General features: G+C 63.8%; 1 protein-coding gene. It reads left to right on the forward strand.

Features of this window, described 5'->3' with window-relative positions:
- On the forward strand, positions 1-506 hold a 506-nt coding region (locus CAF92_RS26235), incomplete at both ends, for an immunoglobulin-like domain-containing protein (RefSeq protein ID WP_143516241.1).

Genomic DNA, 506 nt, shown 5'->3' on the forward strand with positions numbered 1-506 from the left:
ATCACCGTCGAAGCGGGCAAGACCCAGGGTAGCGTCGACTTCGAAACGCCAGCGAACGACGTTTACAACAACGGCTCGACCGTCAGCGTGACCATCGAAAGCGCCACCGGCGGCAACTTCGAGCAGCTGACGCCGAACCCGACCCCGGCCCAGACCACGATCAACGACTCGGTCGACAACACCACCGCCACCCTGACGGCCACTCCATCGGTGACCGAAGGCGGGGTGATCACCTACACCGTGACCCTGAGCAATCCGGCACAGACTCCGGTGACCGTAACCCTGTCCAACGGCCAGACTATCACCGTCGAAGCGGGCAAGACCCAGGGTAGCGTCGACTTCGAAACGCCAGCGAACGACGTTTACAACAACGGCTCGACCGTCAGCGTGACCATCGAAAGCGCCACCGGCGGCAACTTCGAGCAGCTGACGCCGAACCCGACCCCGGCCCAGACCACGATCAACGACTCGGTCGACACCACCACCGCCACCCTGACGGCCACTCC

The sequence above is a fragment of the Pseudomonas sp. B10(2017) genome (assembly GCF_002113295.1).
GTDB classification, from domain to species: Bacteria; Pseudomonadota; Gammaproteobacteria; order Pseudomonadales; family Pseudomonadaceae; genus Aquipseudomonas; species Aquipseudomonas pudica.